General features: G+C 70.8%; 27 protein-coding genes. 21 read left to right on the forward strand and 6 right to left on the reverse strand.

Annotated features, from left to right (window positions below; all coding sequences use genetic code 11):
• Positions 1-7: 7 nt before the first annotated feature.
• Positions 8-1,021, reverse strand: a complete 1,014-nt coding sequence (gene glpX, locus TU34_RS06630) for a class II fructose-bisphosphatase (protein ID WP_045822059.1) — start codon at positions 1,019-1,021, stop codon at positions 8-10.
• 68 nt (positions 1,022-1,089) lie between these two features.
• On the opposite strand from glpX, the gene TU34_RS06635 reads away from it, so the two are divergent.
• Positions 1,090-1,674, forward strand: a complete 585-nt coding sequence (locus tag TU34_RS06635; RefSeq protein WP_045822060.1) for a DUF4245 domain-containing protein — start codon at positions 1,090-1,092, stop codon at positions 1,672-1,674.
• An 18-nt stretch (positions 1,675-1,692) separates the two neighbouring features.
• On the opposite strand, the gene TU34_RS06640 is transcribed toward TU34_RS06635, so the two are convergent.
• From TU34_RS06640 to TU34_RS06650, 3 genes are read right to left on the reverse strand one after another with little or no spacing between them, the layout of a single operon-like run.
• Positions 1,693-1,998 carry an exodeoxyribonuclease VII small subunit gene (locus tag TU34_RS06640; protein ID WP_045822061.1) on the reverse strand — a complete coding sequence of 102 codons (306 nt, stop codon included), beginning with the start codon at positions 1,996-1,998 and terminating at the stop codon, positions 1,693-1,695.
• 2 nt (positions 1,999-2,000) lie between these two features.
• Positions 2,001-3,263 (reverse strand): exodeoxyribonuclease VII large subunit, encoded by a 1,263-nt coding sequence (xseA, locus tag TU34_RS06645; RefSeq protein WP_045822062.1) that lies wholly within the window; start codon positions 3,261-3,263, stop codon positions 2,001-2,003.
• 49 nt (positions 3,264-3,312) lie between these two features.
• The gene (locus TU34_RS06650) at positions 3,313-4,155 is read right to left on the reverse strand and encodes a lipid droplet-associated protein (RefSeq protein WP_338062987.1); all 843 of its coding nucleotides are present in this window, start codon (positions 4,153-4,155) and stop codon (positions 3,313-3,315) included.
• Between the two features lie 161 nt (positions 4,156-4,316).
• Here TU34_RS06650 and TU34_RS06655 point away from each other — a divergent pair, with 161 nt between their 5' ends.
• From TU34_RS06655 to TU34_RS06695, 9 genes are all read left to right on the forward strand, one after another.
• Entirely contained in the window at positions 4,317-5,282 is a 966-nt protein-coding gene (locus TU34_RS06655) for a 4-hydroxy-3-methylbut-2-enyl diphosphate reductase (protein ID WP_045822064.1), read from the forward strand.
• Between the two features lie 9 nt (positions 5,283-5,291).
• Positions 5,292-6,596 carry a type VII secretion-associated protein gene (locus TU34_RS06660; RefSeq protein WP_052688783.1) on the forward strand — a complete coding sequence of 435 codons (1,305 nt, stop codon included), beginning with the start codon at positions 5,292-5,294 and terminating at the stop codon, positions 6,594-6,596.
• Between the two features lie 188 nt (positions 6,597-6,784).
• Complete coding sequence (gene rplM / locus TU34_RS06665; protein WP_045822065.1) at positions 6,785-7,228, forward strand: 50S ribosomal protein L13; 444 nt, start codon at positions 6,785-6,787, stop codon at positions 7,226-7,228.
• Positions 7,225-7,794, forward strand: coding sequence for a 30S ribosomal protein S9 (gene rpsI, locus TU34_RS06670; protein ID WP_420835163.1), 570 nt, complete (start codon positions 7,225-7,227; stop codon positions 7,792-7,794). Before rplM ends, rpsI begins: the two co-directional genes overlap by 4 nt.
• A gap of 115 nt (positions 7,795-7,909) precedes the next feature.
• Entirely contained in the window at positions 7,910-9,262 is a 1,353-nt protein-coding gene (gene glmM, locus TU34_RS06675) for a phosphoglucosamine mutase (protein ID WP_045822066.1), read from the forward strand.
• Positions 9,259-10,023: an HAD family hydrolase gene (locus tag TU34_RS06680; protein ID WP_082079949.1), complete on the forward strand. Its 765-nt coding sequence runs from the start codon at positions 9,259-9,261 to the stop codon at positions 10,021-10,023. Before glmM ends, TU34_RS06680 begins: the two co-directional genes overlap by 4 nt.
• A 120-nt stretch (positions 10,024-10,143) precedes the next feature.
• Entirely contained in the window at positions 10,144-10,455 is a 312-nt protein-coding gene (locus tag TU34_RS06685) for a type VII secretion target (protein ID WP_045822067.1), read from the forward strand.
• Positions 10,452-11,927, forward strand: a complete 1,476-nt coding sequence (locus TU34_RS06690) for a hypothetical protein (protein ID WP_045822068.1) — start codon at positions 10,452-10,454, stop codon at positions 11,925-11,927. The genes TU34_RS06685 and TU34_RS06690 overlap by 4 nt, the downstream gene beginning before the upstream one ends.
• Positions 11,924-12,169 (forward strand): hypothetical protein, encoded by a 246-nt coding sequence (locus TU34_RS06695; RefSeq protein ID WP_045822069.1) that lies wholly within the window; start codon positions 11,924-11,926, stop codon positions 12,167-12,169. The genes TU34_RS06690 and TU34_RS06695 overlap by 4 nt, the downstream gene beginning before the upstream one ends.
• Positions 12,170-12,199: 30 nt before the next feature.
• On the opposite strand, the gene TU34_RS06700 is transcribed toward TU34_RS06695, so the two are convergent.
• Positions 12,200-13,075, reverse strand: a complete 876-nt coding sequence (locus tag TU34_RS06700; protein WP_052688784.1) for a dienelactone hydrolase family protein — start codon at positions 13,073-13,075, stop codon at positions 12,200-12,202.
• A 63-nt stretch (positions 13,076-13,138) separates the two neighbouring features.
• On the opposite strand from TU34_RS06700, the gene glmS reads away from it, so the two are divergent.
• Genes glmS through tsaD form a run of 8 tightly spaced genes read left to right on the forward strand, consistent with a single transcriptional unit; the run spans position 13,139 to position 21,410 of the window.
• Positions 13,139-15,001, forward strand: a complete 1,863-nt coding sequence (gene glmS / locus TU34_RS06705; protein ID WP_045822070.1) for a glutamine--fructose-6-phosphate transaminase (isomerizing) — start codon at positions 13,139-13,141, stop codon at positions 14,999-15,001.
• Positions 15,002-15,006: 5 nt separating this feature from the next.
• The gene (locus tag TU34_RS06710; protein ID WP_045822071.1) at positions 15,007-16,467 is read left to right on the forward strand and encodes an NAD(P)H-hydrate dehydratase; all 1,461 of its coding nucleotides are present in this window, start codon (positions 15,007-15,009) and stop codon (positions 16,465-16,467) included.
• Complete coding sequence (gene alr, locus TU34_RS06715; protein WP_045822072.1) at positions 16,464-17,639, forward strand: alanine racemase; 1,176 nt, start codon at positions 16,464-16,466, stop codon at positions 17,637-17,639. The genes TU34_RS06710 and alr overlap by 4 nt, the downstream gene beginning before the upstream one ends.
• 25 nt (positions 17,640-17,664) lie before the next feature.
• Positions 17,665-18,720, forward strand: coding sequence for an alpha/beta fold hydrolase (locus TU34_RS06720; RefSeq protein ID WP_045822073.1), 1,056 nt, complete (start codon positions 17,665-17,667; stop codon positions 18,718-18,720).
• The gene (gene tsaE, locus TU34_RS06725; RefSeq protein ID WP_045822074.1) at positions 18,717-19,205 is read left to right on the forward strand and encodes a tRNA (adenosine(37)-N6)-threonylcarbamoyltransferase complex ATPase subunit type 1 TsaE; all 489 of its coding nucleotides are present in this window, start codon (positions 18,717-18,719) and stop codon (positions 19,203-19,205) included. The genes TU34_RS06720 and tsaE overlap by 4 nt, the downstream gene beginning before the upstream one ends.
• A gap of 11 nt (positions 19,206-19,216) precedes the next feature.
• Entirely contained in the window at positions 19,217-19,888 is a 672-nt protein-coding gene (gene tsaB / locus TU34_RS06730; protein ID WP_045822075.1) for a tRNA (adenosine(37)-N6)-threonylcarbamoyltransferase complex dimerization subunit type 1 TsaB, read from the forward strand.
• Positions 19,885-20,382: a ribosomal protein S18-alanine N-acetyltransferase gene (gene rimI, locus TU34_RS06735; RefSeq protein WP_045822076.1), complete on the forward strand. Its 498-nt coding sequence runs from the start codon at positions 19,885-19,887 to the stop codon at positions 20,380-20,382. Before tsaB ends, rimI begins: the two co-directional genes overlap by 4 nt.
• Positions 20,379-21,410 (forward strand): tRNA (adenosine(37)-N6)-threonylcarbamoyltransferase complex transferase subunit TsaD, encoded by a 1,032-nt coding sequence (gene tsaD, locus TU34_RS06740; RefSeq protein ID WP_045822077.1) that lies wholly within the window; start codon positions 20,379-20,381, stop codon positions 21,408-21,410. Before rimI ends, tsaD begins: the two co-directional genes overlap by 4 nt.
• Here tsaD and TU34_RS06745 read toward each other — a convergent pair.
• Positions 21,397-21,891, reverse strand: coding sequence for a MarR family winged helix-turn-helix transcriptional regulator (locus tag TU34_RS06745; RefSeq protein ID WP_045822078.1), 495 nt, complete (start codon positions 21,889-21,891; stop codon positions 21,397-21,399). The two genes, tsaD and TU34_RS06745, sit on opposite strands and share 14 nt — an antisense overlap.
• Positions 21,892-21,976: 85 nt before the next feature.
• Between TU34_RS06745 and TU34_RS06750 the strand changes: the two genes are divergently transcribed.
• From TU34_RS06750 to groL, 3 genes are all read left to right on the forward strand, one after another.
• Positions 21,977-23,518: an MFS transporter gene (locus TU34_RS06750; protein ID WP_238981195.1), complete on the forward strand. Its 1,542-nt coding sequence runs from the start codon at positions 21,977-21,979 to the stop codon at positions 23,516-23,518.
• Between the two features lie 159 nt (positions 23,519-23,677).
• Positions 23,678-23,977, forward strand: coding sequence for a co-chaperone GroES (gene groES / locus TU34_RS06755; protein ID WP_045822080.1), 300 nt, complete (start codon positions 23,678-23,680; stop codon positions 23,975-23,977).
• Between the two features lie 168 nt (positions 23,978-24,145).
• Entirely contained in the window at positions 24,146-25,765 is a 1,620-nt protein-coding gene (groL, locus tag TU34_RS06760) for a chaperonin GroEL (RefSeq protein ID WP_045822249.1), read from the forward strand.
• Positions 25,766-25,799: the final 34 nt, after the last annotated feature.

The raw sequence follows: 25,799 nt of genomic DNA on the forward strand, positions 1-25,799 counted from the left end.
GGGGCGGTCAGTCGCCGGGGCCGAGGTCGACCGAGGCGAACTCGCGCAGCTTTGCCAACTGGTGCACACCCTCGATGTGGCGGATGGTGCCAGACTTCGACCGCATGACCAGCGACCGGGTGGTCGCGCCGTTGCGGCGGTAGGTGACCCCGCGCAGCATGTCGCCGTTGGTGACGCCGGTGGCGCAGAAGAACATGTTCTCGCCGCTGACGAGATCGTCGGTCTTGAGGACCCGTCCGAGATCGTGTCCGGCGTCGATCGCCTTCTGCTTCTCCTCGTCGTCGCGCGGCCACAGGCGTGCCTGGATCTCTCCGCCCATGCACTTCATCGAGACCGCGGTGATGATGCCCTCGGGCGTACCGCCGATGCCCATGAGCATGTCGACGGAGCTGTACTCGCCGGCCGCGGCGATGGCGCCGGCGACGTCGCCGTCGGAGATGAGGCGCACCTTCGCGCCGGCGGCGCGGATCTCACCGATCAGATCGGCGTGGCGCGGACGGTCGAGCACGACGACGGTCACGTCACCGACCTCGATGCCCTTGGCGTCGGCGACGGCGCGGACGTTCCACTCGACGGGCTTGGTGATGTCGATCGATCCGGCGGCCTCGGGACCGACGGCGATCTTCTCCATGTAGAACACCGCCGACGGGTCGAACATGGTGCCGCGCTCGGACACCGCGATGACGGCGATCGAATTGGGGCGGCCCTCGGCCATCAGGGTGGTGCCGTCGATCGGGTCGACGGCGACGTCGACCTCGGGCCCCTGGCCGTTGCCGACCTCCTCGCCGTTGTAGAGCATCGGCGCCTCGTCCTTCTCGCCCTCACCGATGACCACCACGCCGCGCATCGACACCGTCGACAGCAGTTCGCGCATCGCGTCGACAGCGGCCTTGTCGCCACCGTTCTTGTCTCCGCGACCCACCCACCGGCCCGCGGCCAGCGCCGCGGCCTCGGTCACACGCACCAGCTCCATCGCCAGGTTGCGGTCCGGGGCCTGCGGGTTACGGGTGGGGGTGGACATCTACGGCCTCCTGGGGTCGTCTGGTGTGGTGGGGTAATCCTGTCACGAGCGGGGTGGATACTGGTCTGGTGGCTGCCAAACCCCGGATCCTCACCGATCACAAGGACATGATCTGGTCGCTGATACCGCTCATAGCGATCTGCGCCATCATCGCCGTCGTCTCGGGCAACTGCTCGGTGGGTCTCACCGGGGGTGCGAGCGACGACAAGACGCCCGCCTACGACGTACGGGCCGGGCTCACCGCCAACGCCGCGTCGCTGCCGTTCCCGGTGCGTCTGCCCGAGACACCGCGGGGCTGGAAGCCCAACACCGGCAGCACCGCGGGCATCGACGCCACCTCGGTGAGCAACACCGGATACCTCACCACCGACGGCGCGTACATGCAGCTCAGCCAGACCAACGCGCCCGAGGACTCGCTGGTCGGATATCTGTCACCGGGCGAGTCCCTGGGCCGCGGGACCATCACGGTCGGCGAGAAGCAGTGGGTGCAGTACCGCACCGACAACGACCGGTCGATCTGGGTCGCCAACCTCGGCGACGTCCGTATCGGGCTCTACAGCAAGGGCGGTGACGGGGACTTCACCACGATGGCCATGGCGGTCCTGGCCGCCCCCGTCATCCCGCGCAGCGCGCTGCCCGTCCCGACGGGATAGGTCGCGGCGCGCGGGCGCTCAGTCGTCGAGGTCGTCGTCATCGGCGAGATCGCCGTCGGCGTCGTCCGCGTCGACGTCACCGAGCGCGGTCTCGATCCGCTCGCGAGCACCCTCGAGATGTTCCTCACATCGGCGCGCCAACGCCTCGCCGCGTTCCCACAGCGTCAGCGACGCATCGAGATCGAGGCCGCCCTGCTCGAGGGTCCGCACCACACCGATCAACTCGTCGCGCGCCTGTTCGTAGCCCAGCGACTCGATCGATTCCTCGGCGTCCGACCCCCCGGTACTTCCGTCGGTCGCGGCGTCGGGCTTGCGGGTGGCCATGATCAGCGGTCCTCACGTCGGGTGATGGGTTTCTCGGCGGCCTGCATGACCGCGGCGCGCATCGCGCCGTCGGCCACGCGGACCCGGATCTGCGACCCGATGGGCATGTCGTCGACCGAACCGACCACGTGTGGGGGTTCGTCGCCCGAGATGCGTTGCACCACGGCGTAACCGCGGGCGAGGGTCTGTGCGGGTCCCAGCGTGGCCACCCGCGACGACAGGTTCTCGATGCGCTGCTCCTCGTAGCCCACGAAACGCGCCACCTCGCGGCGCAACTCGCCGCGGGCGCGCTCGATGCCGGCCACGCGTTCGTCGATCATGCGCAGGGGATCGGCGAGTACCGGCCGGGCACGCAGGCCCGCGAGCCCGTGCTGCTCGCGCGACACCCAGTTCCGCAGCGCGCCGGCACATCTCGCACGCAGCTCACCCAGCAGGGCCAGTTCGGCGGCGACATCGGGAACCACGCGTTTGGCGGCGTCGGTCGGGGTCGCGGCACGCAGATCGGCGACGAGGTCCAACAGCGGGTGGTCGGGCTCGTGGCCGATCGCCGAGACGATCGGCGTGCGGGCCCGCGACACCGCGCGGCACAGGGCCTCGTCGGAGAACGGCAACAGATCCTCCACCGAACCACCGCCACGGGCGATCACGATGACCGACACCGACGGATCCGCGTCGAGATCGGCGAGTGCCTTGAGTATCGCCGGCACCGCCGTCGGTCCCTGAACGGGGGTGTTGCGCACCATCATCCGCACCGATGGCCACCGGCCCTGCGCGACGCTCACCACGTCCCGCTCGGCCGCACTGGCCCGTCCGGTGATCACACCGACGCCGTGCGGCAGGAAGGGCAGTGGTCGTTTGAGTCGGTCGTCGAAGAGTCCCTCGGCGGCGAGGAGGCGGCGCAGACGCTCGATGCGCGCGAGGAGTTCCCCGATGCCGACGGGCCGGATCTCGGTGACCCGCAACGAGATCGTCGCCCGCCCGGCGTAGAAGCTGGGTCGACCGGCCATGATGACGCGGGCACCCTCGGTCAGCGGTACCTCACAGCGGTCGATCACCGTCGGCGAGCACGTGATGGTCAGCGAGATGTCGGCCGACGGGTCCCGCAGCTGCAGGAACGCCGTCTTCGTGCCCGGCCGTCGGCTGATCTGGGTGATCTGACCCTCCACCCACACCTGCCCGAGCCGGTGGATCCAGTCACCGATCTTCGCGTTGAGCGTCCGCACCGGCCACGGCGCCTCCGGTGTGGACTTGCCCGGCGCGGTCACCGTGTGGAGGAACGGGTTCGGGAGTCGGCGGGGACGGTGTCCACGCCGATCACTTCGCCGATGCGGCGGTGATCCGGTTGTCGAGCATCGTCTGGAACGGGGCGCGTCCGCGATGGCCGCGCTCGTAGTCGGCCAGCGCGCGCAGGTCGTCGAGATCGACCGAACGGATCTTCGCCCGCAGCTGGGCGAGGGTGAGGGCGTCGTAGTCGAGGAACTCGACGATCTCGGGGGCATCGGCCGCGGGGGCGGCGGGGGACGACTCGACGTCGGACTGCAGGACGGTCTCCGGTGCCGAGCTGTACAGCGCGAAACGGCCCTTGCCCGTCGCGCCCGTCTCGTCGTCGGATGCGCTGGCGGCAGCTGCCTTCGCAGGTGCCTTCTTCGCGGGCGCCCTGGCCGGGGCCTTCTTCGCCGGGGCCTTCGCCGCCGCCTTTTTGGCGGGTGCCTTCTTCGCCGGGGCCTTCTTCACGGGCGGGGTGGGCTCGACGGTCTCGGCCTGGTGTTCGGGCATGTCGGCGGGGGTGGCCGCCGCGGCGCCGGGTGCGGCCGAGATCGGGGTGACGGTGGCGCCACCGTCGGACTCAGCGGTCCCGTTGTCGCCGGACGCCGGCGAGTCGCCGTCGCCGTGGTCACCGTCGCGGTCGGCAGCGGGGGAGCGGTCGGTGCGTGTCGGCGACGGGTCCATGAACGCGTCGTCGTCGTCGAAGGTGGCCCACTCGGGCTTCTCCTCGGCGCGGTGGAAGAGCGTGTCGAACACCTCGTCGCCCTTGATGGCGAGTTCGGCGATGTTCTGTTGCCACCGCATCGCCGCCTGCACCGTGGAGCTCACGGCGGTCATGGGCAGGGTGACCGCGGTGGTCGGAAGCTTTTTCGTCTCCTCGATCGCGGTCACTATCAGACCGGTGACCACTCGAGCCGCAAACGGTGGGCGAAACATGGCTCAACTCTGCCTCATCAGCGCGGCGGTGACCACTGACGGGGTGGTCGCCGACACCGTCGGTGTCGGTTCCGGCGGAATCCCCACCATCGGATGGGGGCCGTAGGCTGGGGGACATGACCACCACTGCCGAGCCCACCAAGCGAGTGCTGTTGGCCGAGCCGCGCGGATACTGCGCCGGCGTGGACCGCGCCATCGAGACCGTCGAGAAGGCCCTCGAGAAGCACGGCGCGCCCGTCTACGTCCGCAAGGAGATCGTCCACAACCGCCACGTGGTGGAGACGTTGACCGGCAAGGGCGTCGTCTTCGTCGACGAGACCGACGAGGTGCCCGAGGGCCAGCTCGTCGTGTTCTCCGCCCACGGTGTGTCGCCCGCGGTCCACGAGACGGCGGCGTCGCGCAACCTGCGCACCATCGACGCGACCTGCCCCCTGGTGACCAAGGTGCACCAGGAGGCCAAGCGCTTCGCCCGCGACGACTTCGACATCCTGCTCATCGGCCACGAGGGCCACGAGGAGGTCGAGGGCACCGCGGGTGAGGCCCCCGAGCACATCCAGCTCGTCGACGGACCCGCGAGCGTCGACGGCGTCACCGTCCGCGACGAGTCGAAGGTGATCTGGCTGTCGCAGACGACGCTGTCGGTCGACGAGACCATGGAGACGGTGTCGAAGCTGCGCGAGCGGTTCCCGCTGCTGCAGGACCCGCCGAGCGACGACATCTGCTACGCCACCCAGAACCGTCAGGTCGCGGTGAAGGCGATGGCCCCGCACTGCGACCTCCTCATCGTCGTCGGGTCGACCAACTCCTCGAACTCGGTGCGACTGGTCGAGGTGGCGCTGCAGGCCGGCGCCCGGGCCTCGTACCTGGTCGACTACGCCCGCGACATCGACACCAGCTGGTTCGAGCGCGCGCAGACCGTCGGTGTCACCTCGGGCGCCTCGGTGCCCGAGGTCCTGGTTCGCGGTGTCGTCGACCTGCTCGCCGAGCACGGATTCGGGTCGGTCGAGACCGTGACCACCGCCAACGAGACGCTCACCTTCGCCCTGCCGCGCGAACTGCGACCGGCCCGCAACGCGGGCTGAGGACCACCGGTGTCGGGGGACGCCCACGAACGAACCGGTGACGCCGAGCAGCGCGACACCGTCACGGTCGAGCGGTCGACGGTCGTCGACGTCGCCTACGCGCGCCTCGAGGTCGGTGGCCGACCTGGTGTGCGGGTCGGCACGTTGATCGAGTCGATCGACAGCGACCACGTCCAGCTCCACGGCGCGCGGCGTCAGATCGCCGATGGCTGGGCGCAGGCGATCGGTGACGTCCTCGGGCCGCGTCTGCCGCGCTCGCTCACCATCGCCCACCCCACCACGTGGGGTAGTCGTCGCGCGGGGATCGTCATCGACGCGGCGCGGACCGTCGTCGCACGCGCCGGAGCGTCGACCACCGTGCACGCCGGCCCACGCGCGGTCCTGGTGGCGGCGACCCACCTCGAACCGTCGGCGCGGGTCTGCGTGGTCGCCGAGAGTCACGACGGCCGCCTCGACGTGCATCGCGTCGCCCGGGACGACGACGGATGGCAGGTGGCGCGGACCGACGTCCTCGACGATCCCGCCGACCCCGCAGTCCTGGGGGAACTGGTCGACGACACGGTCGAGGCGATCCTCGTCGACGGTGACAACCGTGACCGCCTCGCCGCCACGATCCGCCTGTTCGAGGACGCGACCCCGACCGGCCGTGTCGCCGCGGCCGAGCGGGCACTGATCCACCGTTTCGGGGGAGAGGTGCTCCCGTCGAGCCCACCCCCGCGACCACCCGACACCACCGCCGTCCGGCGGCCGAGCCGTCGCACCCTGGTCGTCGGTGCGGTCGCCGTCGCTGTCGTGATCGCCGCCGCCGTCGCGGGCACCGTCGTCGTCGGCGGGTCCGACGACGACCCTCCCTCCGCGTCCGCGGCCCCGGCGACGTCAGTTCGGGCCGATGTGGGTCGGGTGTCGATGGTGGTGCCCGTCGACTGGCGCCGCGCGAGCGACAGCGCCGACGACACCGGAGCCATCCCCTTCACCACCTTCGCCGCGCGTACCGACGACCGGCGGATCATCGTCGTGCAGAACGCGGTGCGGATCGATTCGACCCCGACCACGGTGGCGACCAGCCTGCGCAACCGGCTGCAGCAGAGCGGGGGCGACACGGTGTCGGAGTTCTCGGCCGTCACCCGGTACGCCGACCGCGACGTGATCAGCTACCGGGAGACACCGGGCTCGGGTGCGGCGATCCGGTGGTACGTGATGGTCTCCTCGGCGCTGCAGGTGAGCGTCGGGTGCCAGCCCGGCACCCGCGGGGAGTCCGTCGACGCCGCCTGCGCCGCCGCGGTCGGCTCGGTCACGATCGCACCGCTGCGCTGAGGAGCATCGGGCCAGGTGAGGCGCCCACCCGAGCGTTTTGACCGGCCCGGGGCGACCCCGTACTCTGAACTGCTGGTGCGCGGCACCCCGTCATGCGGGGCGAACCGGGTCCCCGGGTCCCCACTGGTCGCCGGGAATCACCCCGCCGTCGCATCCGACCAGCTCCACACCAACGGAACGGAACACCTGTGTCCACCTACACCCCGAAGGCCGGTGACATCACGCACGCGTGGCACGTCATCGACGCCACCGACGTGGTGCTCGGCCGGCTCGCCGTGCAGACCGCCCATCTGCTGCGCGGCAAGCACAAGCCGACCTACGCCCCGCACATGGACGGCGGCGACTTCGTCGTCATCATCAACGCCGAGAAGATCGTGCTCACCAGCAACAAGGCCGAGCGCAAGCTCAACTACCGGCACTCCGGGCATCCGGGTGGTCTCACCTCGCGTACCACCGCACAGCTGCTCGAGACCCATCCCGAGCGCGTGATCGAGAAGGCCGTCAACGGCATGCTCCCCAAGACCAAGCTGGGCCGGGCGATGTTCGGCAAGCTCAAGGTCTACGCCGGCCCCGACCATCCCCATGCGGCACAGCGTCCCGCTCCCTTCGAGATCAAGCAGGTGTCCCAGTGACCGAGCCCCAGTCCGACGTGTCACCGTCGACAGAGAACACCATCGGCGACGCCGTGGAGGGTCAGTACACCCCGGTCGATGTCGCCGCGGCCGAGGTCGCCAGTGACGACTACGTGGTCGACGAGGCCACCGGCACCGAGGCCCTCGACGCCACCCCGGCGCCGGCCCCGATCCACCTCGACCGTCCGATCCAGACCGTCGGTCGCCGCAAGGAGGCCGTCGTCCGCGTGCGGATGGCCCCCGGTTCGGGTCAGTTCACGCTGAACGGCCGCACCCTCGAGGCGTACTTCCCGAACAAGGTGCACCAGCAGCTGATCAAGGCCCCGCTGGTCATCGTCGAGCGCACCGAGTCCTTCGACGTCCACGCCAAGCTCGTCGGCGGCGGACCGTCGGGACAGGCCGGCGCGCTGCGTCTGGCGATCGCCCGCGCCCTCATCGAGGTCGCCCCCGACGATCGTCCCGCGCTCAAGAAGGCCGGGTTCCTCACCCGCGACCCGCGCGCGGTCGAGCGCAAGAAGTACGGCCTCAAGAAGGCCCGTAAGGCATCGCAGTACTCGAAGCGTTGATCACTGCGCCTGTGCGCTGATCTCCGCCTGCACCGAGCAGGTGTTCAGGATCCTCTGGACACCTGCTCGAGTGCGTTCTGTGACACCTTTCTCCCGATCGAACAGGGGCACCGGAATGGGACGACTCTTCGGCACCGACGGCGTACGTGGTCTCGCCAACGCCGATCTCACACCCGAGCTGGCCGTGAGCGTGGCCCGCGCGGCCGCGAACGTGCTCGCCGCACCGTCCGCCGACCCCGGCGTCCGGCCCGTGGCGGTCGTCGGACGCGACCCCCGAGCCTCCGGTGAGATGCTCGAGGCCGCCGTGTGCGCCGGTCTCACCGCCGCCGGCGTCGACGCTCTGCGCGTCGGGGTGCTGCCGACGCCCGCCGTCGCGTTCCTCACCGATCATCACCGCGCCGCCTTCGGCGTGATGATCTCGGCCTCGCACAATCCCATGCCCGACAACGGGATCAAGCTCTTCGCCGCCGGCGGCCACAAGCTCGCCGACGACCTCGAGGAACGCATCGAGGCGGCGATCGCCGATCCCGCGGATGCCCCGGCACGGCCGGTGGGTGCGGGAATCGGTCGCGTCCTCGACGCCGCCGACGCCGCGCGCCCCTACCTCGACCACCTCGCCTCCGTGGTGTCCGCACCGCTCGACGGCATCACTGTCGTGGTCGACTGTGCCCACGGCGCGGCGAGTCTCACCGCCCCGACCGCCTACCGCGCGGCCGGTGCCACGGTCATCTCCCTGAACGCAGAGCCCGACGGGCTCAACATCAACGACGGGTGCGGCTCGACCCATCTCGACGTGATCCGCAAGGCGGTCATCGAACACGGCGCCGACATCGGGCTCGCCCACGACGGCGATGCCGACCGTTGTCTCGCCGTCGACGCGGCCGGTGATGTCGTCGACGGCGACGCCATCCTGGCGGTGCTCGCGGTGGCGATGAAAGAGTCGAACACGTTGACCCACAACACCCTCGTCGCCACCGTCATGAGCAACCTGGGGCTGCACATCGCGATGCGGTCGGCCGGTATCGACCTGCGCACCACCGCCGTCGGCGACCGGTACGTGCTGGAAGAACTCCGCTCCGGGGCGTTCGCGCTCGGCGGGGAGCAATCCGGACACGTGGTGCTCCCGTCGTTCGCCACCACCGGTGACGGCATCCTGACCGGGCTGATGCTGATGGCGCGCATGGCGCAGACCGGACGCGATCTGGCCGACCTGGCGTCGGTCATCACCACGCTGCCGCAGATCCTCATCAACGTCCCCGTCGCTGACAAGGACGCCGTCGCCGGTGCGGAATCGGTGCGCGAGGCGGTCGTCACCGCCGGTGCCGAACTCGGCGATTCCGGGCGAGTTCTGTTGCGCCCGTCGGGAACCGAGCAACTCGTACGAGTGATGGTGGAGGCCACCACCGCGCACGAAGCCGACAGCATCGCCCGGCGGATCGCCGACGTCGTCGGATCGGTCGGGCAGTGACCGGAGACGACGGGCGGTCTCCGACCGGAGACGACGGGCGGTCTCCGACCGGAGACGACGGGCGGTCTCCGACCGGGAACGTCGCGGCGGTCCTCTTCGATTTCTCGGGCACCCTGTTCCGCTTCACCGAGCGGGCCGAGTGGTTCACCGAGCTGCACGACGAGGATGGCGCCCCGATCGACGGGCACCTGCAGGCCGAGTTGATCCGCCGGATGACGGCCCCCACCGGTGTACCCGCGGAACTCGACGACGAGATGCGCGCGGCCTGGCTGCGCCGCGACCTCGATCCCGCTCTGCACCGGGCGTCCTATCTCGCGGTGCTGCGCGCATCGGGTCTCGCTGTGCCCGGCCACGCCGAATCCCTGTACGAGCGGGTCCTCGCCGCCGAGTCGTGGGATGCCTACCCCGACACGGTGTCGGCGCTGACACTGCTGGCCGAGCGCGGCATCGCCATCGGCATCGTCAGCAACATCGCCTTCGACCTGCGGGCGGTGTTCGCCCGCCACGGCATCGACCACCTCGTCGACGTGTGGGCGCTGTCGCACGAGGTCGGGATCACCAAGCCCGATGCGGGCATCTACCGATTCGCGACCGATCACCTCGACGTCGATCCCTCCCGGACGCTGATGATCGGTGACAGCGAGGAGGCCGACGGCGGCGCACGCGGTATCGGTTGCTCGTTCGCCCTCGTCGCACCCCTCCCGGTGCCCGACCGCCCACACGCGCTCCTCGACGCACTGTCCGCGGCGCACATCGCCTGAGGCGCCTGCTCCGCGATCTGCCCTGTCAGGGGAACCCATCGGGCCCGGTCGGCGTCCTATCATCGTCGAACCGAGAATCGGCGGGTCAGGGACGGACACAGGGACAGGGGGTAGGCGCGCATGGACGAGTCGTTGCGGATCGACGTCGGCGGCGTCGGGGAACTGGCTGACGAGGTGCATCGCGCCGGCGAGTCGCTCGCCGCCGCCACACGCGCCGTCGACATGCCGGTGTTCGGCCCCCGATCGGTCGGCGCCGCATACCTCGGCCACGCCGAGGCGTACGTCGCGGGCATGCACGCACTGCACCGAGAGATCGCGGCGATGCGTTCGTCGATCGACCGGCTCGCCGACGGATCGCGCACGGCGGCAGCTGTTCTCGCCGACACCGACTCCGGATCGGCCGGCCGGATCGGTGGATCGGGACTGCGATGACCACCGCACAGCCCATCGACAACCGTGTCGACACCCTGCGTCCCGCCGCGCTGGCGGGGCTGCGCTGGTTCGCGGTCGTGCGCCCCATCGCCACCGCGATCGGGGTGGCGATCCCCTCCGACGCCGACCTCGCCGCCCGGTTCGAGGTGACCGAGGGGATCGACCTGTCCGCGCTCGTCCACGACGCGTCGGCCCTGCGATCGGTCATCACGGCCGCCACCGACGCCACCCGGAGCGTCGATGCCGTCGGTGACCGGATCCCCGCGGTGTGGACCGGCGTGGCCTCCGACGCCATGGGCGCGGCACTCGACCGACACGTGGTGCGGGCCGACGACGCTTTCGATCAGATCCGCGACGTCGCCACCACCGTCGAGGCGACGGCTGCGGCCCTCTCACGTGTGCTGGTCGCGAAGTACCTCTCGATCGCGGCCCTCGCGACCGACCTCGTGGCGGGTCGTCCGATGACGTCGGTCACGGTCGCCGACGCCGAGGAGAACCGCGATGCGATCGCGGCCGACATCGCGGCCAAGACAGCGTTGTTCGGTGCCGCCGTCGAGGTCGCCGACGCCGCCGTCGGTGAGATCCTCACCGTCCTCGCCGCGTCGTTCGAGGGACTCGCGACCCGCGCGCCGTATCCGGACGGTCTCACCGTCGTGGCGCAGGGCATCCGATCCCACCGCCCGACGTCCCCTCCCGGCGGGACGCGAACCGACATCGCGCTCGCGGCACCCGCGGGCGGGGCGGTGTCGCGAGCGGTCGCGCCGACAGGTCGAACCGGCGGCGGTCGCGGTGACGGGGCCCGCATCGTCGAGCCCGACGTCGCGCCGGCCGGCGTGGGGCACTCGGCGACGATCGGGGGAGTCGACCCGGTACCGCTGGCGTCGGCCCTGGCCCAGGCCGCCGTGGCGTCGGCATCCGCGGTGGGGATGGCGGCCGCCGGGGGACTCGGCGCCGTGTTGAACCTCGCCGTCGAGGCACTCGGTGGCGCGCAGGATCAGGGCCGCGGTGGCCTCCTGCCCGACGCGTCCACGAGATCTGGTCCGACGCTGTCGCTGAACCTCGACCTCGGCCTCGACATCGGCCACGACCACGACCAGGGCCGTGATCGCGACGCCGGCGACTCGGATCACCCGCGCGACACCGCGCCCGAGGGCCCGCAACCGAGATCGGCGCCGCGCCCGGTCGTGCCCGAGACCGTGTCGCCACCCGCCCCGCCGTCACCCTCTCCGGTGTCGCCGACTCCGCCGACGCCTGCGCCGGCAATGCCGTTCGTCGACGAGGAGAGCCGGGAGGCACCGACGCCTCCCGATCCGCCGATACGTCCCGAGCCGACCGTCGGCCCCGGTTCGTCGGCCGAACCGAGAGTCCGTCCCGATCGCGTCGAGGAGCCCGCCGCCGACACGAGCCGTCCACCGCGTGCGAGCCCCGACCCCGGAGACGACGGCGGTCTGGCGCTGGCCGGTGACCGGTGAGACCCGCCGATCAGATCGAGGAGATCCTGCGCACGGCGACCGAGACGCTGGAACGTGCACGCAACCGTCACCACCGCGCGTCGATCACGGCCGCGCAGGCGTGGCGGGACCCGACGCCCTCTGATGACGATCCGGACGACGATCGCACCGAGCGCGACTCCGACGGTCGCGACCGCGACCCGGGTGATGACAACGTGGAGGTGCGGCGCCGACGACCGATCCTGGACTCCGAACCGCGATGACCGGGGCCCGGTGAGGCGGGAGCCGCCGGGTCAGCTGCGCAGCAGGCGGGTGATCGGATCGGTGGTGTCGATCTCGACACCGGCGGGATCGACGGTCTCGAGCTTGCCGATGGCGACCGACGGGTCGGCGAAGTCGGAGTAGGTGGGGTCGCCGATCGCGGTCTTACCGCGTGCCGCCGTGCCCCCGAGATGCGCGAGCAGGAATCCGGTGAGCATGGCGCGCGTGGCCTTCTGGGTCTTCGAGTGGTCCGAGCCGTCGCCCAGGCGCTTGCGCACGCTGAACCCCTCGGCGAGTCCGCGGTTGGTCGACTTCGGGACCGTGCGCAGCGCGACCCGGTCGCCCTGCAGAGCGTTGCGCAGCGCCAGCGCGTTGGAGGTGATGCCGTCGAGGTCCTTCGGCGCCGCGAGGATCAGCGCCGGCACCCGGGCGCGATGCGCGGCGGGCAGTACCGCCGGCCCGGTCGGGGCGGGGAACAGGGCGGCCAGCGCCTTCGCCCGCTGCGAGTCCCCGGCGGCGAGAACGGCCGCCGAGGCGCCCAGACCGTGTCCGGCCAGCGCGAGCCGTTCGGGATGCACGGTGATCGCGCCGGAGCCCAGTCGGACACTCGAGATGATCGCCAGCGCGGTCTCGAGATCGACGGCGAGCGCGCGGTCCGACGCCAGCGGGCCCCGCTCGGTGTCGGGGACGGCGACGACGATGCCCCACGAGGCGAGGTGCTCGAGGGTGTCGCGGTACTGCCTGCTGTGGGTGAGCCATCCGTGGCCGAACGCCACCCCGGGCAGGTCGTTGCCCGATTCGGGGGTGTAGACGAGGCCCGGGAGTCCGACGATGGCCATGTCGCCCCGCAGCACACGGTGCGGTCCGCGACGGGACAGCTGCGCAAACAACTTCTTCACCGAGGTCACGGCTCGACCCTATGACACCCGGGGTGCCGAACGTGCCGCCCGACCCCCGGTAACCTGTGTCGAATGTGCGGAATCGTCGGATACGTGGGTCACCGGGACGCCCTGGAGATCGTCGTGGAGGCCCTGCGCCGGATGGAGTACCGCGGGTACGACTCCGCGGGCGTCGCCATTCTCGACGGAGCCGGTCACACCGCCGTCGAGAAGAAGGCTGGTCGGCTCGAGAACCTCGACAAGCAGCTCGCGACCGTGGGTCGCGAGGCGTTCGCGGGTACCAGCGGGATGGGCCACACACGGTGGGCGACCCACGGGCGTCCCACCGACCGCAACGCCCACCCCCACGTGAGCCGCGACGGGAAGTTCGCGGTGGTCCACAACGGGATCATCGAGAACTACGCTGCGCTGCGCGCCGAGGTGGAGGCGGCCGGGGTCGAGTTCAGCTCCGACACCGACACCGAGACCGCGGTCCACATGCTCGACCTCGAGTACGCCAACGGTGCGAATGCGGGTGACTTCGTCGCGTCGGCGTACGCCGTCCTCGGTTGCCTCGAGGGTGCGTTCACGCTGGTGTTCACCCATTCCGATCACCCGGGCACCATCGTCGCCGCCCGGCGGTCGACCCCGCTGGTGGTCGGCGTCGGGGTGAACGAGATGTTCGTGGGCTCCGATGTCGCCGCGTTCATCGAGCACACGCGCGACGCCGTCGAGCTCGGACACGACCAGGTGGTCGTCATCACCGCCGAGCGCTACACCATCACCGACTTCGACGGCACGCCGCAGGAGGGCAAGCCGTTCCACATCGACTGGGATCTCGCCGCCGCCGAGAAGGGTGGCCACGATTTCTTCATGCTCAAGGAGATCGCCGAGCAGCCGCAGGCGCTCGCCGACACCCTCGTGGGGCACTTCGAGAACGGTCGCATCGTCCTCGACGAGCAACGCATCACCGATCAGGACCTGCGCGACATCGACAAGATCTTCGTCGTCGCGTGTGGCACCGCCTATCACGCGGGCATGTTGGCGAAGTACGCGATCGAGCACTGGACCCGGCTGCCGGTCGAGGTCGAGTTGGCCAGCGAGTTCCGCTACCGCGACCCCGTGCTGGACCGGTCGACCCTCGTGGTCGCCATCTCGCAATCGGGGGAGACCGCCGACACCCTCGAGGCGGTCCGGCACGCCAAAGAACAGAAGGCGCGCGTGCTGGCGATCTGCAACACCAACGGTGCGCAGATCCCGCGGGAGTCCGATGCGGTGCTCTACACCCACGCCGGACCCGAGATCGGTGTCGCGTCGACCAAGTGTTTCCTCGCGCAGATCGCCGCGGCGTACCTCGTCGGCCTGGCGCTCGCGCAGGCCCGGGGTACGAAATACCCCGACGAGGTCGCGCGCGAGTTCCGTGAGCTCGAGCAGATGCCGCACGCGGTCGAGCGCGTTCTCGAGACCGTCGAACCCGTTCGCGCCCTGGCCCGTTCGCTCGTCGACGCGCGCACCGTGCTGTTCCTGGGCCGTCACGTCGGCTATCCGGTGGCGCTCGAGGGCGCGCTCAAGCTCAAGGAACTGGCCTACATGCACGCCGAGGGCTTCGCGGCGGGCGAGCTCAAGCACGGCCCCATCGCGCTCATCGAGGACGGCCTGCCGGTGATCATCGTGATGCCGTCGCCGAGTGGCCGACCGCTGCTGCACTCGAAGATGGTCAGCAACATCCGGGAGATCCAGGCGCGCGGCGCCCGCACCATCGTCATCGCCGAGGAGGGCGATGTCGCCGTGGCCGGGTTCGCCGATCACCTCATCGAGATCCCGGTGACCTCGACCCTGCTGCAACCGCTGGTCTCCACCGTGCCACTGCAGGTGTTCGCCGCGGCGGTCGCGCAGGCGCGCGGTTACGACGTCGACAAGCCGAGGAACCTCGCCAAATCGGTGACGGTCGAGTAGTCGGCGTGATCGGCCATCACACCGCCGACGAGATCCGGGCGGCCGAGCAGGCGACGGGTGAGCTGTTGACCTCGGGCGTGCTGATGCGCCGCGCCGCAACCGGTCTCGCGCACGTGATCCTCGCCGAACTCCGCCTCCGGCGGGGCGCGATCTACGGGGCGCGGGTGGTGCTGATCGTCGGTGCCGGTGACAACGGAGGCGATGCGCTCCACGCCGGTGCACTCGTGCGCGCCCGGGGTGTGGTCGTCGACGCCGTGCTCACCGCAGCCGACCGCGCGCACCCCGGCGGTCTGGCCGCGCTGCGGCGAGCGGGTGGTCGCGTCGTGTCGGTCGCCTCCGGGGCATACGACCTCGCCGTGGACGGAGTCGTGGGTATCGGGGGATCGGGTCCGCTACGCCCGACGGCGGCCGCGGCATTCGAGCACGTCACCGCACCGATCATCGCCGTCGACATCCCGTCGGGTGTCGACGCCGACACCGGAGAGGTGCACGATCCGTCGGTCCTCGCCGAGGTGACCGTCACCTTCGGTACCCGTCGCCGAGCCCACGCACTGGCCGCGCACCGCTGCGGTCGCATCGAGTGCATCGACATCGGTATCGATCCGCCCGCAGCGCATCTCGTCGCCCTCGGCGACGCCGAGATCGGTGACCTGTGGCCGGTCCCGGGCCCCGCCGACGACAAGTACACCCAGGGCGTGACCGGGGTCATCGCCGGGTCTGATCGCTTTCCCGGTGCTGCGGTCCTGTGCACGGGAGCCGCCGTCGCCGCCACGTCCGGAATGGTCCGGTACGCGGGATCGGCCGCATCGCAGGTGGTGTCGCGTCATCCCGAGATCGTCGCGTCGATGGTGCGTGAGGCGGGCGATCTCGACGACGTGGGTCGGGTCCAGGCGTGGGTCATCGGTCCCGGGGCCGGGACCGACAGCCGCGCCGCCGATCTCGTCGCTGCCGTGCTCGACACCGATCTCCCCGTCCTCCTCGACGCCGACGCCATCACCGTCGTCTCCGACCACCGGTCGTGGGTCGCCGACCGCGCGGCGCCGACGCTGCTGACGCCGCACGCGGGCGAGTTCGCGCGACTCGCCGGACGCCCTGTGGGTGCCGATCGCGTGGCCGCGGTCACCGAGCTCGCCGTCGAGCTCGGCGCCACCGTGCTGCTCAAGGGCCGCGCGACGCTCGTCGCCGACGGCGCGGGACCGGTACTGGTCAACGACGCCGGATCGTCCTGGGCGGCGACCGCGGGCGCGGGAGATGTGTTGTCGGGCATTGCCGGTGCGTTGCTGGCGGCCGGCCTCGCCCCGCGACCGGCCGCCGCGGCGGCCGCACGTGCCCACGCCCGGGCGGCGTCGCTGGCGGCACAGGGCGACGGTGACGGCCGGGGCGCGCCGATCGGGGCGTCGGATCTGCTGGCTGCGGTGCGCCCGGCCATTCGCGCCCTGCGCAGCGCCCGAGACGGGCAGCGATGACCGCCGACATCACCGCAGCGCCCGCGCTCTCGGTGCCCGCCCTCGAAGCCGTGGTCGACCTCGACGCGATCGCCCACAACGTGGGGGTGCTGCGTGCGCGCGCGGGCGCCGACGTGATGGCGGTCGTGAAGGCCGACGGCTACGGTCACGGCGCGGTCGAGGTCGGCCACGCCGCGCTCGCCGCCGGTGCCCGCGCACTGGGTGTCGCCACGGTGGCCGAGGCCCTCGCCCTGCGCGCAGGCGGTGTCGTCGCTCCCGTTCTGGCCTGGTTGCACTCCTCGGCCACCGATTTCGCGGCCGCCGTCGCCGCCGACATCGACATCGCGGTCTCCTCGACCGCGCACCTCGACGCCGTCGTGGCCGCGGCACGGGGGCTCGGACGAACGGCGACGGTGACGATCAAGATCGACACCGGACTCGCCCGCAACGGGGTCGGCCCGGCCGACTGGCCCGACCTGCGCGACGCCGTCGCGACGGCCGTGGCCGAGGGATCGATCGTGCTCGGCGGCATGATGTGCCACCTCGCGCACGGCGACACCCCCGACCACCCGCTCAACGACTCCCAGGCCGCGCGACTCGACGCCTGCGTCGCCGAGATGGCCCGCCTCGGGGTCACACCGCAGACGGTCCACATCTCCAATTCCGCTGCCGCACTGACCCGTCCGGACCTCTCGCGCGACCTCGTCCGCCCCGGTATCGCGGTGTACGGGCTCTCCCCGCTGCCCCACGGCTTCGACGACCTCCCGCTGATCCCCGCGATGACGCTGACGGCCGAGGTGGTGATGGTGAAGGCGGTTGCCGCAGGACAGGGTGTGTCGTACGCGCACACGTGGACCGCGCCGCACGACACGACGCTCGGGCTGGTGCCGGCCGGATACGCCGACGGTGTCCCGCGCCTGCTGTCGAACCGATTGCGGGTACGCATCGGTGACCGTGTCTACCCGGGCGTCGGGCGGGTGTGCATGGACCAGATGGTGATCGACCTCGGCGCGGACACCACCGTGCGCGAGGGCGATCGGGCCGAGCTCTTCGGTCGCGGCACGCAGGGCGGACCGACCGCCACCGAGTGGGCCGACACGATCGGCACCATCGACTACGAGATCGTCAGCGGCATCCGCGGGCGCACGGTCCGCCGCCATCGCGGCGGACCGCAGAGCGGCTCGACGCGATGACCGTCCACCGTGGGAGGAGTCCAGGATGAGCGGAGACCAACGGCCACAACGACTCGGGATCCTCGCCGGTGTCGCGGGCGTCGCGGCGCTCGGCGCGGTCACCATCGGCGGTGTCGCCCGCAACCTCACGCGCCGCCCGTCCGGCCGTGCCGACCCGAACGCGGAGGAGAACTTCCGCACCATCTACTCCGACCGCGCCAGCATCGTCACCGCCGACGACGGGGTACCCCTCGCCGTCCGCGAGGTGGGACCGCCCGATGCGCCGGTGACCGTCGTGTTCTCCCACGGGTTCACGATGCGACTGTCCAGCTGGCACTTCCAGCGCCGGCGGCTCGAGGAGGTGTGGGGCGACCGTGTGCGCCTGGTGTTCTTCGACCACCGCGGGCACGGGAAGTCCGGTGCGGCACCGGCGCACACCGCGACCATCGCCCAGCTGGGCGCCGACATCGCCACGGTCATCCGCGCCGTGGTCCCCGACGGCCCCGTCGTCCTCGTCGGTCACTCGATGGGTGCCATGGCCATCATGGGTCTCGCCACGCGTCGTCCGGAACTGTTCGGCGACAAGATCATCGGCGTCGGGCTCATCGCGACAGCCGCGAAGGGTATCACCGAGGCCGGCCTGGGTCAGGGATTGCAGAACCCGCTGATCGACGCGTTCCGGTACTCGGTGCGCACCGCGCCGCGCGCCGTACAGGCCGGACGCGGGGTGACCCGGGTGATCATGTCGCCGATGTTCACCGCCGCGGCGTTCGGTTCGACGTTCCACTCACCGGCGACGAGTGCGTTCGTCTCGGCGATGATCCAGAGCACCCCGATCGACACCGTCGTCAACTTCCTCCGGTCGCTCGAGAGTCACGACGAGACCGGCGCGCTGCCCGTGCTGGCCCGGGTGCCCACGGTGGTGGCGTGTGGTTACGAGGACAAACTCACCCCGCTGCCGAACTCGGTCGACCTGCACTCCGCGCTGCCCGGCAGCGAACTCGTCGGCGTCCCCGACTGCGGGCACCTCGTGCTCCTCGAACGGCCCGCCGTCGTCACCGACGCGATCGAGAGACTCGTTCAACGCAGCGTGGCCCCGTGACGACGACCGACCGGACGCAGACGCTGGCGACGGTTCACGACACCGAGGCCTTCGGGGCGGGACTGGCGTCCGAGCTCTCCGCCGGTGACCTCGTGATCCTCGACGGGCCGCTGGGTGCGGGCAAGACCGCCCTGACCCGGGGCATCGGCGCCGGACTGCGCGTGCAGGGACGCATCACCTCACCGACGTTCGTGATCGCCCGTGTGCACCCGCCCGGCACACCCGGCGGGATCGGACTGGTGCACGTCGACTCCTACCGGCTCGGCACCACCGGGTCGGACGTGCTCGCCGACCTCGACGCCCTCGACCTCGACACCGAACTCGACACCGCCGTGGTCGTCGTCGAATGGGGCGCCGGCGTCGCCGAACGACTCACCGACCGGCATCTGCTCGTACGCCTGCAGCGCAACCCCGACGGATCCGATCCCGACTCGGACGAGCGCACGGTCACCTGGGGTTGGCGCGCGTCGGCCGACCTCACCTAGGCTCGGCGACCGTGCTTGTTCTGGCCATCGACACCTCGACACCCACGGTGACCACCGGGGTCGCCGAGGTGACCCCGGGCGACGGGATCGTGGTGCGCGCCGAGCGTGCCGTCGACACCCCGCGCGGCCACGCGGAGATCCTCACCACCCTGATCCTCGACTGTCTCACCGAGGCCGGCGTGGCCCGCGCCGTCCTCGACGCCGTCGTGGTGGGGTGCGGGCCGGGTCCGTTCACCGGGCTGCGTGTGGGGATGGCCACGGCGGCGGCGTTCGCCGACGCGCTGGGGTTGCCGCTGCACGGGGTGTGTTCGCTCGACGCGATCGCCTCCGACGCCGCCGCGACCGGCGCAGGGCGGGTCCTCGTCGTGACCGACGCCCGTCGTCGTGAGGTCTACTGGGCGCTCTACGGACCCGACGGCCGCCTGGCCGGTCCCGCCGTGGACACCCCCGCAGACCTGATCGAGTGGTTGCGCGGCGAGCAGGCTCCGGACGTCACGGTCGGGTCGCCCGACCACGTCCGCCTCATCGGAGCGCAGCACGTCGACGCGGCCACGTCCCCGACCACCGCGGGTCTGGTCGCGACGGCGCGCTCCTCGGTGGAGTCGCGAGCCACCCCCGAACCCGTTGTCCCGCTGTATCTGCGGCGCCCCGACGCCGTCGCCACCGCGGATCGCGCCCGATGATCGGCCCACTGGCCCCCGCCGATGCCGCGCGCTGCGCCGAGCTGGAGGCGATGATCTTCCCCGACGAATCGCCGTGGCCGGTCGAGGCGTTCACCGCGGAGATCGCCTCCCCGCATAACCGTTACTTCGCTGCCCGTGACGCCGACGGGCAGACGCTCATCGGGTACGCGGGGATCTCGCTGCTGGGTCGGATCGGGACGTTCGAATGCGAGATCCACACCATCGCGGTCGATCCCGCGCACCGCGGCGCCGGACACGGCGCAGCGCTGATGGCGGCCATGCTCGAGGTGGCCGACTCCCATGGGGCCGAGGTGTTCCTCGAGGTCCGCACCGACAACGACGTCGCCATCGACATGTACCGACACAACGGCTTCGAACAGATGGGGCTGCGCAAGCGCTACTACCAACCCAGTGGGGCCGATGCGTACACGATGCGGCGACCGCCGCGCAGCAGCGGCGAGGGGTCGTCGCGGCAGGGGGGCGGTGACTCGTGATCGTGATGGGGATCGAGAGTTCGTGCGACGAGACCGGTGTCGGCATCGTGCGGTGGAACGACGACGCGACGACCACCCTGCTCGCCGACGAGGTCGCCTCGAGCGTCGCCGAACACGCGCGCTTCGGCGGCGTGGTGCCCGAGGTCGCCTCGCGGGCCCATCTCGAGGCGATCGTGCCGACCATGTCCCGCGCCCGTGACGTCGCCGGCGTCGACCGTCCCGACGCGATCGCGGTGACGATCGGGCCGGGTCTGGCGGGTGCCCTGCTGGTCGGGGTCGCGGCGGCGAAAGCCTATGCGGCGGCGTGGGACATCCCCCTCTACGCGGTGAACCACCTCGGGGGGCATGTGGCCGTCGACACCCTCGAACACGGTCCGATGCCGCAGTGCGTCGCGCTACTGGTGTCGGGTGGGCACACCCACCTGCTGAAGGTCGACGATCTCGGTGCGCCGATCGTCGAGTTGGGCACCACGGTCGACGACGCGGCCGGCGAGGCCTTCGACAAGGTGGCCCGCCTGCTCGGGCTCGGATACCCGGGTGGCCCCGCGCTCGATGCCGCCGCCGAGCAGGGCGATCCCACCGCGATCCGGTTCCCGCGCGGTATGACCGGCCCGCGGGACGCGCGCTACGACTTCTCGTTCAGCGGACTGAAGACGGCGGTCGCCCGATTCGTCGAGAAGTGCGAGCGGGCCGGCGATCCGATCCCGCTCGCCGATGTGGCCGCGTCGTTCCAGGAGGCCGTCGCCGACGTGTTGAGCCTCAAGGCGATGCGTGCCTGTGAGGACTCCGGCGTCGACACGCTCGTCCTCGGCGGTGGCGCGACCGCGAATTCCCGCATCCGGTCGTTGACCGCGCAGCGATGCGCCGATGCCGGTGTGACGCTGCGGGTCCCGCGTCCGCGCCTGTGTACCGACAACGGGGTGATGATCGCGACGCTGGGTGCCCACGTCATCGCCGGAGGTGCACAGGCCTCGCCGCTGACGGTGGCCACCGATCCGGGTATGTCGGTGCAGATCAGCGCGTACTGACCCGCGAACCGTCGTCCACAGCGGCGGCGGCGGCCGCGAAATCGTCCGCGCCGCAGAGCGAGCCGGTGTCGGCGTCGACCGTGGCGGCACGAAGGATCGCGCGCTGTACGGGGCGCGCGCGCTCGTAGAGGTCGCGTCCGGCGGTGGTCAACGCGGTGAACACCGATCGACGGTCGTTCTCGCACATGGTCCGCTGCGCGAGGCCGTTCTTCTCCAGACCCGCGACCAGTCGCGACAACGCGCTCTGACTGAGGTGCACCTGGCCGGCGAGCTCACTCATCCGCAGCGAACAGTCCGGTTGCGCGGCGAGCAGCTCGAGGACCTCGAACTCGCTCCCGCTGATCTGGTGACTCGCCTCGAGGGTCCGGTCGATCTCGCAGTGCAGCCGGTGATACCGGACGGTGAGCTGATGCCACGCGGCCGCGAGGGCGTCCTCGTCACAGGAGCCACCCGAGGTGGGTGAGTGCACGGCGTCGGACATGGGCCGATGTTACCAGATGTGATCGCATTATTTGCAGGCAAATTATTTGTAGACACATTGAATGCAATTGCATATGGTTCTCCGCATGACAGTTCATTCACCGGTCACACCAGCGGACGACCCGACCGACGTCGGGTCACGAACAGAGGGGGAAGCCCGGGCAGGGACGGTGCAGCAGGGGAGCGCCGCGCACGAGGTGACATCGGCGCGAGGGTGGGCGACGGCGACGTGGATCCTGCTCGTCGTCCTGGCCGGCGCCCTATTCCTCGACGGTCTCGACATCTCCATGGTGGGCGTGGCGCTGCCGTCCATGGGCGCCGATCTCGGCATGGATCAATCGCACCTGCAATGGATCGTCAGCGGATACGTGCTCGGGTACGGCGGGTTCCTGCTGTTGGGAGGACGTGCGAGTGACCTCTTCGGTCGTCGGCAGGTCTTCCTTGCGGCGCTCGCGGTGTTCGGTGTCGCGTCGATCGTCAGCGCGGTCGTCCAGGTCGATGCGGCGATCACTGCCCTGCGTTTCGTGAAGGGGGTCGCCGCGGCCTTCACCGTCCCGGCGGGCCTGTCGATCATCACGACGACGTTCGCCGAGGGCCCGGCCCGCAACCGGGCGCTGAGCATCTACACCGTGTGCGGCGCCAGCGGGTTCTCGCTCGGCCTCGTGTTCGGTGGTCTGCTCACCGAGGTCTCGTGGCAGGCCACGCTGCTGTTCCCCGGACCTGTCGCCGCACTGCTGTTCCTCGCCGGCATGAAGGTGATCCCGAGGACCGGGCGCCCGGCGATCACCTGGTCGCACCTCGATGTCGGCGGAGCCCTCACGAGCACCGGTGCGCTGCTCGTCCTCGTCTACGCGGTGGTCGCCGCCCCGGAGGCGGGGTGGGCCGCGCCCTCGACGATCGGGCTCTTCGTCGCCGCGGCGGCGTTCGGCGTCGCGTTCGTGCTGATCGAGGCGCGCCACGGCAACCCGCTCCTGCGACTGGGCATCCTGCGGTCGTTGACCCTGGTGCACGCGAACGTGTCCGCGGCGGTGATGTTCGGCAGCTACGTGGCCTTCCAGTTCCTCGTCACTTTGTACCTGCAGGACACGTTGGGATGGTCGCCGATCGCGATGGCGCTCGGATTCCTGCCCGCCGGTCTGCTGGTGGTCGCCAGCGCCCTGCGGATGGACCGGGTGCTCGACCGGGTGGGCACGCCGATCCTCATCGCGGTCGGGCTCACGGCGTTCGTCGGTGGGTACCTGCTGTTCCTGCGTGCTCAGCCGGGCATGGGGTACGTCGACTTCCTGCTGCCCACCATCGTGTTGCTGGGCATCGGTTTCGCGCTCTGCTTCCCGTCGGTGAACGCCCAGGCGACCACCGGCGTGTCCGACGACGAGCAGGGCCTGGCGTCGGGGCTGGTGAACACCAGCATCCAGGTCGGCGGTGCGGTGATGCTCGCGGTGGTCACGGCCATCGTGACCAGCGCGCAGGCCGGCGGTGAGCAGGGTTCGGGGCTCCCCGCGGGCATGTCGTCGGCGATCGTCCTGATCTCGGTGTTGTCGGTGCTCGGGGTCCTCGGGAGCCTGGTCGTCATCGCGCTGCGGCGTCGGCGGGCCACGGCCGCGCCGCTGGCACTCCCGGGTACTTGAGTGCTGGCACTCGCATGTATAGAGTGCCAGGTGGCACCGAGTGAGGTTTCGGCTCCCGCGACGACGGAACCGAGCAAGGCGCCGTAATCATCTGTCATCAGAAAACGGGCACGGACGTCCCAGTCCGGCCCAGTACCCCGAAAGTGGAGGGCTCACATCGTGGCGAGCGTGAACATCAAGCCCCTCGAGGACAAGATCCTCGTCCAGGCCAACGAGGCCGAGACGACGACCGCCTCCGGTCTGGTCATCCCCGACACGGCCAAGGAGAAGCCCCAGGAGGGCACCGTCATCGCCGTGGGCGAGGGACGCGTGACCGAGCAGGGCAACCGTGTGCCGGTCGACGTCAAGGAGGGCGACACCGTCATCTACAGCAAGTACGGCGGCACCGAGATCAAGTACTCCGGCGAGGAGTACCTGATCCTCTCGGCACGCGACGTGCTGGCGGTCATCTCCAAGTAGTCATCACCCACCGACCCGCCACCGCCCTGCGGTGACGGATCGGTGACGGTTCCCGCCCCGGGCGCTCCCTCACGGGGGCGACCGGGGCGGGCTCGTCTGTTCGCCCGCCCGACCTCGCATCACCGAAGCACCCGCACCACCCACCACCTCTCAGGAGTGCAGCCACACATGGCAAAAGACATCGAATTCAGTGACGCGGCGCGTCGCTCCCTCGAGCGCGGCGTCGACAAGCTCGCCGACACGGTCAAGGTCACGTTGGGGCCCCGCGGCCGCCACGTGGTGCTCGCCAAGGCCTTCGGTGGACCCACCGTCACCAACGACGGCGTGACCATCGCCCGCGAGATCGACCTCTCCGACCCCTTCGAGGACCTCGGCGCGCAGCTGGTGAAGTCGGTCGCCACGAAGACCAACGACGTCGCCGGCGACGGGACCACCACGGCCACCGTGCTCGCACAGGCCATCATCAAGGCCGGACTGCGCAACGTCACCGCCGGCGCCAACCCCATCGAGCTCGGCTCGGGCATCTCGAAGGCCGCCGACGCGATCTCCGAGGCACTGCTCGCCGCGGCCACCCCGGTCGAGGGCGCCACCGCCATCGGCCAGGTCGCCACGGTCTCCTCGCGTGACCCCGAGATCGGCGAGATGGTCGGCAAGGCCATGACCGAGGTCGGCGTCGACGGCGTCGTCACCGTCGAGGAGAGCTCGGGGCTGGTCACCGACCTCGAGGTCACCGAGGGCGTGCAGTTCGACAAGGGCTACCTCTCGCCGTACTTCGTCACCGACGTCGACAGCCAGGAGGCCGTCCTGGAGGACGCCCGCGTGCTGCTCTTCCGCGACAAGATCACCTCGCTGCCCGACTTCCTCCCGCTGCTGGAGAAGGTCGCCGAGGCCGGCAAGCCGCTGCTGATCATCGCCGAGGACATCGAGGGCGAGCCGCTGTCGACGCTGGTCGTGAACTCGATCCGCAAGACCATTCACGCCGTCGCGGTCAAGGCGCCGTTCTTCGGCGACCGTCGCAAGGCCTTTCTCGAGGATCTCGCGGTCGTCACCGACGGCACCGTGATCAGCTCCGACATCGGGCTGTCGCTGGCCGAGGCGGGTCTGGACCTGCTCGGCTCGGTGCGCCGCGTGGTCGTCACCAAGGACTCGACGACCATCGTCGACGGCGCGGGCACCAGCCAGGCCATCGCCGACCGGTCGGCGCAGCTGCGACGCGAGATCGAGGCGAGCGATTCGGACTGGGACCGCGAGAAGCTCTCCGAGCGTCTGGCGAAGCTCTCCGGCGGCGTCGCGGTGATCCGCGTCGGTGCGGCCACCGAGACCGCGCTCAAGGAGCGCAAGCACCGCGTGGAGGATGCGGTCGCCGCGGCCAAGGCCGCGGTCGAGGAGGGCATCATCCCCGGCGGTGGCTCGGCCATCGTCCAGGCCTCGGCGGCCCTCGACGATCTCCAGGCGACCCTGTCGGGTGACGAGGCCCTCGGTGTCTCGGTGGTCCGTACCGCCGTGCGGGCCCCGCTGCACTGGATCGCCACCAACGCCGGCGTCGACGGCTCGGTGGTCACCGCCACCGTCGCCGCCGCCGAGAAGGGCCACGGCTTCAACGCCGCGACCCTCACCTACGGCGATCTGCTGGCCGAGGGCATCGTCGACCCGGTCAAGGTGACCCGGTCGGCGATCGTCAACGCCGCATCGGTGGCACGCATGGTGCTCACCACCGAGAGCGCCATCATCGAGAAGCAGGCCGGCTCCGACGAGCACGCCGGCCACGGTCACGGACACAGCCACTGAGCGGTCCGACATGATCGGCTGAGACAGAGCGAAC

Source organism: Williamsia herbipolensis (assembly GCF_000964005.1).
Classification (GTDB): Bacteria; Actinomycetota; Actinomycetes; order Mycobacteriales; family Mycobacteriaceae; genus Williamsia_A; species Williamsia_A herbipolensis.

Excerpts from the sequence above, each read along its gene's own strand:
- TU34_RS06685 (WP_045822067.1), top strand. The coding sequence starts at position 10,144 with ATGGACGAGTCGTTGCGGATCGACGTCGGCGGCGTCGGGGAACTGGCT.
- TU34_RS06750 (WP_238981195.1), top strand. The coding sequence starts at position 21,977 with ATGACAGTTCATTCACCGGTCACACCAGCGGACGACCCGACCGACGTC.
- groL (WP_045822249.1), top strand. The coding sequence starts at position 24,146 with ATGGCAAAAGACATCGAATTCAGTGACGCGGCGCGTCGCTCCCTCGAG.
- TU34_RS06690 (WP_045822068.1), top strand. The coding sequence starts at position 10,452 with ATGACCACCGCACAGCCCATCGACAACCGTGTCGACACCCTGCGTCCC.
- alr (WP_045822072.1), top strand. The coding sequence starts at position 16,464 with ATGACCGCCGACATCACCGCAGCGCCCGCGCTCTCGGTGCCCGCCCTC.
- glpX (WP_045822059.1), bottom strand. The coding sequence starts at position 1,021 with ATGTCCACCCCCACCCGTAACCCGCAGGCCCCGGACCGCAACCTGGCG.
- glmM (WP_045822066.1), top strand. The coding sequence starts at position 7,910 with ATGGGACGACTCTTCGGCACCGACGGCGTACGTGGTCTCGCCAACGCC.
- TU34_RS06655 (WP_045822064.1), top strand. The coding sequence starts at position 4,317 with ATGACCACCACTGCCGAGCCCACCAAGCGAGTGCTGTTGGCCGAGCCG.
- rimI (WP_045822076.1), top strand. The coding sequence starts at position 19,885 with ATGATCGGCCCACTGGCCCCCGCCGATGCCGCGCGCTGCGCCGAGCTG.
- TU34_RS06720 (WP_045822073.1), top strand. The coding sequence starts at position 17,665 with ATGAGCGGAGACCAACGGCCACAACGACTCGGGATCCTCGCCGGTGTC.
- TU34_RS06745 (WP_045822078.1), bottom strand. The coding sequence starts at position 21,891 with ATGTCCGACGCCGTGCACTCACCCACCTCGGGTGGCTCCTGTGACGAG.
- TU34_RS06640 (WP_045822061.1), bottom strand. The coding sequence starts at position 1,998 with ATGGCCACCCGCAAGCCCGACGCCGCGACCGACGGAAGTACCGGGGGG.
- glmS (WP_045822070.1), top strand. The coding sequence starts at position 13,139 with ATGTGCGGAATCGTCGGATACGTGGGTCACCGGGACGCCCTGGAGATC.